This window comes from Streptomyces sp. NPDC051172 (assembly GCF_040682555.1).
GTDB lineage: Bacteria > Actinomycetota > Actinomycetes > Streptomycetales > Streptomycetaceae > Streptomyces.
Genome location: NZ_JBFBBE010000037.1, coordinates 42,794 through 49,817 on the forward strand (window position 1 = coordinate 42,794; position 7,024 = coordinate 49,817).

Consider the following 7,024-nt stretch of genomic DNA (forward strand, 5'->3'; position numbering starts at 1 on the left):
CCTCCTTGTGGGTTACGCGAGTCCGGCGGCGACGGCCTTCTCGGTGGCGGCGCGGACCGCCGCCTCCTGTTCGGGCAGCAGTGGCACACGGGGCGGCCGGACCGGCCCGCCGTGCCGCCCGACGATGTCCATGGACAGCTTGATCGCCTGTACGAACTCGACCTGGGAGTCCCACCGCAACAGCGGATGCAGCTGCCGGTAGAGGTGGTCTGCGGTGGTCAGATCGCCGTCGACGGCCGCGTGGTACAGCTCCACGCTCGCCGCCGGCAGGGCATTCGGGTAGCCGGCCACCCAGCCCTTCGCGCCCGCGATCGCCAGCTCCAGCAGGACGTCGTCGGCGCCGATCAACAGGTCCAGTTCCGGGGCTAGTTCGGCGATCCGGTAGGCGCGGCGGACATCCCCGGAGAACTCCTTGACGGCGCGGATGTACCCCTCGCCGTGCAGCTTCGCGAGGAGTTCCGGCACGAGGTCGACCTTGGTGTCGATCGGGTTGTTGTACGCCACGACCGGCACGCCCGCCTTCGCGACCTCGGCGTAGTGGGCGAGCACCGAACGTTCGTCGGCGCGGTAGGCGTTGGGCGGCAGCAGCATCACCGCGTGGCAGCCGGCGTCGCGGGCCTGCTCGGCCCAACGGCGGGACTCCGCGGACCCGTACGCGGCCACCCCGGGCATGACCCGCTGCCCGCCGATCGCGGCTACGGCCGTCTCGACGACCTTGGCGCGTTCCTCGGGGGTGAGCACCTGGTACTCCCCCAGCGAGCCGTTGGGGACGACGCCGTCGCAGCCGTTCTCGACGAGCCAGGCGCAGTGCTCGGCGTACTTGTCGTGGTTCACCGTGAGGTCGTCGTTCAGCGGCAGCGCGGTGGCGACGAGCACTCCGCGCCAGGGACGGTGGTCGGTCATGAGGATCCTCTCCCGGTGGGGTGCGTGTCCTCGCGGGCGAGGACACCGAGCGGTACGGGACGTGCGAACGGCCGTCTCGACGGGGCGAGTTGACACCCGGCGAGCCCGGCGACCGCGGGTGCGCACACCCGGCCCTGGCACCAGCCCATGCCGGCCCGGGTCAGCAGTTTCACGGTACGGACGTCGCCGGCACCGAGTTCCGCGACGGCCTCGCGGATCACGCCGCCGGTGACCTCCTCACAGCGGCACACGACGGTGTCGTCGGTGATCAGCTCGCTCCAGTGGGCGGGGGGCGCGTACACGGCGTCGAGGGCGGCCGCGAACTCCCGTAGTCGGGTACGGGCCCTGGCGGCCGCGGCCCACCCGTGCGGGTCCGGTGCACGGCCCGCGAGGCGGGCCGCAGCCGAGCGTCCCGCGATGTGCCCCTCGGCCAGTGCGAGGGCCGAGCCGCCGATGCCGGTGGTCTCGCCCGCGGCCCAGACGCCGGGGACGTCGGTGCGCTGCTCGTCGTCCACCTGCACGTTCATACCGTCGAGGCGGCAGCCGAGGGTCTCGGCGAGGTCGGTGTGCGGGAGCATGCCGTGGCCGACGGCGAGGGTGTCGCAGGCGATGCGGCGCCCGGTGCCGGGCCGGACCCGCCCCTCGCCGTCCAGCGCGGCAACGGTCACCGCCTCCAGTCGCCCGGTGCCGTGCGCCTCGACGACGGTGTGCCGGGTGAGGGTGCGCACGCGGTGCCGGAGCAACCGGACCGCGTATCCGGCCCCTTCGGCGAGCTTGCCCGGTTGCGCCGCGAGCGCCCGGGACCGTCGTACGAACGCCTTGGGATCCGCGGATTCGACCAGCGCGGCAATCTGCACCCCGGCCGCGGCGAGCCCGGTCGCGACCGGCAGCAGCAGCGGCCCGGAGCCGGCGACCACGGCGGTACGTCCGGACACCGCGAGGGTTCCCTTGAGCAAGGCCTGGGCGCCGCCTGCGGTGAGGACGCCGGGAAGGGCCCAGCCCGGGAAGGGCAGCACCTTCTCGTAGCCCCCGGTGGCCAGGAGCACGGCGTCGGCGTGCGCGGCGACCGGGTCCTCCTGCTCGGGGCCGAGCAGTGCGTGCACGGTGAACCGGTCCGCATGCCGTTCGACGAACCAGACATGATGGTCCGTCAAGTGCGTTACGGCACCTGCCTCTACGTATGTGTCGAGCGCGTCCCGCAGTCGCTCCCAGGTCCGCCAGTCGTGGTGCAGCGCCTGGGGGCGGTGCGCGCGCAGTTCGGCGGCGGGCTGCCGGTAGAACTGGCCGCCCGGTTGTGCGGCCGAGTCCAGGAGCGTGACCCGCACGCCGTGCGCGGCGGCGGCCACCGTCGCGGCCAGGCCCGCCGGGCCCGCGCCGATGACGGCGAGGTGGGGTCGGTCAGTCGTCATGGCCGGTCCCCTCCTGGGTGCGGATCGCGTCGCCGGGCCGCAGGGGAACGAGGCAAGCCCGTTGATTGGGACGGTCGTTGACGGTCACCAGGCAGTCGAAGCAGACGCCGATCCCGCAGAAGACGCCGCGCGGGCGGCCTCCGTCCCGGGTGGTGCGCCAGGAGGTGACGCCTGCCGCCCAGAGCGCGGCGGCGACCGTCCGGCCGGGCAGCACCTCGATCTCCCGGCCGTCCAGGGTGACCGTGAAGGCCGGGCGCGGATGGGCCTGTGCCAGGTCCAGTGGGGAGCTCACGGGGTCTCCTCGGGGAAGCGGTCGGGGCGGAACGGGGCAAGGTCCAGGTCGGGTGTCTTGGCGGTCAGGGTCTGGGCGATCAGGTGTCCGGTGCCGGTCGCGAGTCCGATGCCCGCGCCCTCGTGGCCGCAGGCGTGGAAGAGGCCGGGGACGCGGGGGTCGGGGCCGATGGCGGGCAGATGGTCGGGCATGTACGGGCGGAAACCGGCGTACGAGCGGATGGCGCGGACGTCGGACAGGAAAGGGAACAGCCGGGTTGCGTCGGCCGCGAGGGCGCGCAGGGCCGGCAGCGAGAACGACCGGTCGAAGCCGACCCGTTCCCGGCTCGCGCCGATCAGGATCGGTCCTGCGGCCGTGCCCTCCACGACCGGTGAGGTCTGCAGCGCGGCCGAGTCGCTGGCCACGTCGGCCACGTAGTCGGCGGCGTACACCTTGTGGTGGACCATGCGGGGCAGCGGTTCGGTGACGAGGACGAAGCCGCGCCGCGGAAGGACGGGCAGGGAGGTGCCTGCGAGGGCGGCGAGGTCTCCGCCCCAGGTGCCGGCCGCGTTGACCACGGCCGGAGTGTGGATGTCACCGTGGTCTGTGCGAACTGCCCGTACTTTCCCGTCAGTTGTGCGTAGCACGCCCGTCACCGTCCGGCCGGTGAGCAGGCGCGCGCCGGATGCCCTGACGAGGTGGGCGGCGGCCAGGGCAGGCATGACCTGGGCGTCCTGCGGGTAGTGGACGGCGCCGGGCAGGCCGGGGGCGAGATGGGGTTCGAGTTCGTACAGTTCGGTGCCCGCGACGGTCGTGGCGGTCACTCCGGCGGCTCGCTGCCCGGCGGCGAAGTCCTCCAGCGCGACGAGACCGCCGGGAGAGGCGGCCACGACCACGCCGCCCTTGGCCTCGTACTCGATGGTCTGCCCGAACTCCTGCGCCAGTTCGGCCCACAGGCGGTTCGAGAGAAGCGCGAGGTCGAGCTCCGGGCCGGGCTCCTTGTCGGAGACGAGGAGGTTGCCCTCCCCCGCGCCGGTCGTGCCGCCGGCCACGGGGCCGCGGTCCACGACGATGACGTCCAGGCCTGCGCGGGCGGCACAGAGGGCGCAGGCGGCGCCCGTCATGCCGGCTCCGACGATCACGACATCGCAGGTCAGTGGCTGACTCACGAACAGTACTATGTCACATACCACTGATTCTGAACATGGCACGCACACGGCCGGCCGCCGCCGCCATCACCTCCACGGCCCCGCCGGGGTGCAGTCAGACCCGGCCTCCGGTCGCCGTGTCCGCCGACAGCCGCTGAGCGACGTAGATCGGAACGACGGAGAGCAGAACGAGCACGACCGCCACCACGTTCACCACCGGTGCCTGTTGCGGGCGGGTCATGTTGTTGAAGATCCAGATGGGCAGGGTCTCGACACCGGGCCCGGCGGTGAAGGTCGTCACCACGATCTCGTCGAAGGAGAGCGCGAAGGCGAGCAGCCCGCCCGCGAACAGCGCCGAGCGCACCAGCGGGAAGGTGACGTCGACGAAGGCGCGGAAGGCGTTCGCACCGAGGTCCATCGCCGCCTCCTCGTACGAGCCGGCGGTGCGTCGCAGCCTGGCCACGACGTTGTTGAAGACGACGACGATGCAGAAGGTGGCATGTCCGACGACCACCGTGAACAGGCCGAGCCCGACGCCGAGCGGCGCAAGGACCGTGCCGAAGGCCGAGTTGAGGGCGATGCCCGTGACGATGCCGGGCAGGGCGATCGGCAGGACGACCACGAAGGAGACGGCGTCACGGCCGAAGAACCGGTGCCGGGCCACGGCGAAGGCGATCAGGGTGCCGAGGACCAGGGCGATCGCGGTGGCGCCGAGGCCCGCCTCGACGGAGACCCAAAGGGCTTCCCGCGCACCGGAGTTCTGCCAGGCGACGGACCACCAGTGGAGGGTGAGTCCGGGCGGTGGCCAGCTCGCACTGCGATCAGGGTTCAGGGAGTTGACGAGGACGAGCAGCAGCGGGACGTAGACGACCGCGAAGCCGAGGCCGGCGGCGGTGCGCAGAGCGATGCGCGCGGAGCGGGTCAGTTGCACGGCAGGCTCCTCTACAGGGCGCTCAGCGCACCGGTGCGCCGCATCGCCAGCAGATACACCACGATGACGACGACCGGCACGGTGCCCAGCGCAGCGGCCATCGGCAGGTTGAGTTCGATGTTGGAGTAGACGACGTTGCCGATCAGCTGGGTCTTACCGCCGACGATCTGCACCGTGATGTAGTCGCCGAGGCTGAGCGAAAAGGTGAAGACCGACCCGGCGGCGACGGACGGCAGCACCATCGGCAGCACCACCGACCGGAAGGTCCGCCAGGCCCGGGCGCCCAGGTCGGCGGACGCGTCGAGCAGGTCGGCGGGCAGCTGCTCCAGCGCCGTGTGGATCGGCAGGATCATGTACGGCAGCCACAGGTACGTCAGTGTCAGCACCGTGGCCGGCAGGCCGAACCCCGGCCCGCTCAGCCCGAACGGTCTCAGCATCCAGTCGGCGAGCCCGCCCCCCGACAGGATCAGCCGCCACGCGTACACCTTCACCAGATAGCTGGCCCACAGCGGCGTGAGGATGGCGACGACGAGGAGCGGACGCCACCTGGGCCTGGCGACCCGGGCGGTGTAGAAGGCGACCGGGAAGGCGGTCACCGCGCACAGGGCGGTGACCGCGAGGGCCACGCCGATGCTGCGGAAGACGACCTGCCGGTACACGGGCGTGGTGAACAGCTCACGGAAGTTGTCGGTCGACCAGACCTTCACCACCTGGGAGGTGAAGGAGTTGGTCGTCCAGAACGCGGAGGCGAACAGCACACCGAGCGAGCCGAGATAGAGCACGGCCAGCCACAGCAGCGGCGCCGTCAGCAGCAGGGTCAGCCGGAGGCGGGGGCGCCGGTGCAGCACCCCGGCGGTCCGGGTCAGTACTGCCATGCCTCAGCCCTTGATCTCGGTCCAGGCCTGGACCCACTTTGCGTAGGGCACGCACTTGACGTCGGTCCGGCCGTCCAGGCACTGCTCGATGGGCGTGTTCCAGAAGGCGATGTTCTTCCAGTAGCTCTCGTCGGCGGCGTGGAACGTCGTGCAGAAGTTCTTGTCGCTGGTCAGGTCGCAGGCCTTGGAGTTGGCGGGGGCCTCGCCGAAGTACTCGGCGACTTGGGCGTTGACCTTCGGGGAGATGATCCAGTCGAGCCATTTGTAGGCGCAGTTGGGGTGCTTGGCCTTGGCCGAGACCATCCAGGTGTCGGACCAGCCGGTCGAACCCTCCTTGGGCACGAAGGCCTTGACCTTCGCGCCCTCGCCGGCGGCGAGGTTGGCGATGACCTGCCAGGTGGCGCCGACGACGGAGTCGCCGCTCTTGAAGGCGGAGATCTCCTTCAGATAGTCGCTCCAGTACTCGCCTATGCTGCCGTTCTGCTTCTTCAGCAGGGCGACGGCGGCGTCGAACTGCTTCTGGTCGAGCGCGTACGGGTTCCTGATCTTCAACTCGGGCTTGGTGGCCTTGAGATACAGGGCGGCGTCGGCGATGTAGATCGGCGAGTCGTACGCGGTGACGTGGCCCTTGTACTTGGCGGCGTCGTCGAAGACGGCGGCCCAGGAGGTCGGCGCCGGCGTGACCTTCTGCGTGTTGTACATCAGCAGGTTGGCGCCGCGGCCGTGCGGGATGCCGTACATCTGGCCCTTGACCGAGTTCCAGCTGCCGTTCTTCAGGCCGCTGAAGATGTCCTTGTAGTTCGGTACCAGCTTGGTGTTGACGGGTGCCGCGTCGCCGGAGGCGATCAGGCGCAGGGAGGCGTCGCCGGAGGCGGAGACGGCGTCGTACTCGCCGGTCTTCATCAGTTTGACCATCTCGTCGGAGCTGGCCGCGACCTTGGAGTCGACCTGACAGCCGGTCTGTTTCTCGAAGGGGGTGACCCAGTCGACCTTGGGGTCGTTGGAGCCGTTCTCGACATAGCCGGCCCAGGCGATCAGGTTGACCTTGCCCTCGGTCCTGCCGAGCTTGGTGGGGGCCTTGAGGTCCGGGGGGTTGAGGCCGGTGGCCGCGGAGCCGCCGCCGTTGCCGGAGGAGCCGCAGGCGGTGGCGGCGAGGAGCAGTGCGGCGGCGCAGGCCGCGACCTGGAGGGTTCGGGTGGGGCGCACGACGTTCTCCCTACGGGACAAGGGGCTTCAGCGGGCGTCGGGGACCTGGACGGTGTGGCGGTGGTGCCATTGCAGTCGCACCCGGGTGCCGCGGTAGGCGGCGACGTCCTCGGCGGAGGTCTCCAGGTTCTGCTGGAGTGCGGTGAGGCGGCCGCCGGCGTCGAGGTCGACGAGGAAGCGGGTGGCGGGAGCCCCTGAGAAAAAAAAACCGCAAGATCCAGTGGTCGATGCGGATTACGGACTGGATGCGCCCCCCCCGCACCAGATTCAGACGCAGGAGA

7 protein-coding genes and 1 pseudogene are annotated in these 7,024 nt (G+C 70.9%); all 8 read right to left on the reverse strand.

The genetic code is table 11. The features are described from left to right. Nucleotides 1-12: 12 nt before the first annotated feature. On the reverse strand, nt 13-909 hold the full coding sequence (locus tag AB0N07_RS22870; protein ID WP_365837888.1) for a dihydrodipicolinate synthase family protein: 897 nt from the start codon (nt 907-909) through the stop codon (nt 13-15). Then, nucleotides 900-2,312, reverse strand: coding sequence for an FAD-dependent oxidoreductase (locus AB0N07_RS22875; protein ID WP_365837821.1), 1,413 nt, complete (start codon nt 2,310-2,312; stop codon nt 900-902). The genes AB0N07_RS22870 and AB0N07_RS22875 overlap by 10 nt, the downstream gene beginning before the upstream one ends. Further along, nucleotides 2,302-2,604, reverse strand: coding sequence for a (2Fe-2S)-binding protein (locus AB0N07_RS22880; RefSeq protein WP_365837823.1), 303 nt, complete (start codon nt 2,602-2,604; stop codon nt 2,302-2,304). The genes AB0N07_RS22875 and AB0N07_RS22880 overlap by 11 nt, the downstream gene beginning before the upstream one ends. Further along, nucleotides 2,601-3,752: an FAD-binding oxidoreductase gene (locus tag AB0N07_RS22885; protein ID WP_365837825.1), complete on the reverse strand. Its 1,152-nt coding sequence runs from the start codon at nt 3,750-3,752 to the stop codon at nt 2,601-2,603. Before AB0N07_RS22885 ends, AB0N07_RS22880 begins: the two co-directional genes overlap by 4 nt. Before the next feature lie 94 nt (nt 3,753-3,846). Beyond that, nucleotides 3,847-4,662, reverse strand: coding sequence for an ABC transporter permease (locus AB0N07_RS22890; protein ID WP_365837827.1), 816 nt, complete (start codon nt 4,660-4,662; stop codon nt 3,847-3,849). An 11-nt stretch (nt 4,663-4,673) separates the two neighbouring features. Then, nucleotides 4,674-5,537 (reverse strand): ABC transporter permease, encoded by an 864-nt coding sequence (locus AB0N07_RS22895; RefSeq protein WP_365837829.1) that lies wholly within the window; start codon nt 5,535-5,537, stop codon nt 4,674-4,676. A gap of 3 nt (nt 5,538-5,540) precedes the next feature. Further along, nucleotides 5,541-6,743 (reverse strand): ABC transporter substrate-binding protein, encoded by a 1,203-nt coding sequence (locus tag AB0N07_RS22900; protein WP_365837831.1) that lies wholly within the window; start codon nt 6,741-6,743, stop codon nt 5,541-5,543. Nucleotides 6,744-6,770: 27 nt separating this feature from the next. Next, nucleotides 6,771-6,929 (reverse strand): annotated as a pseudogene (locus AB0N07_RS22905) (TOBE domain-containing protein); the annotation flags it as partial. Between the last annotated feature and the right edge of the window lie 95 nt (nt 6,930-7,024).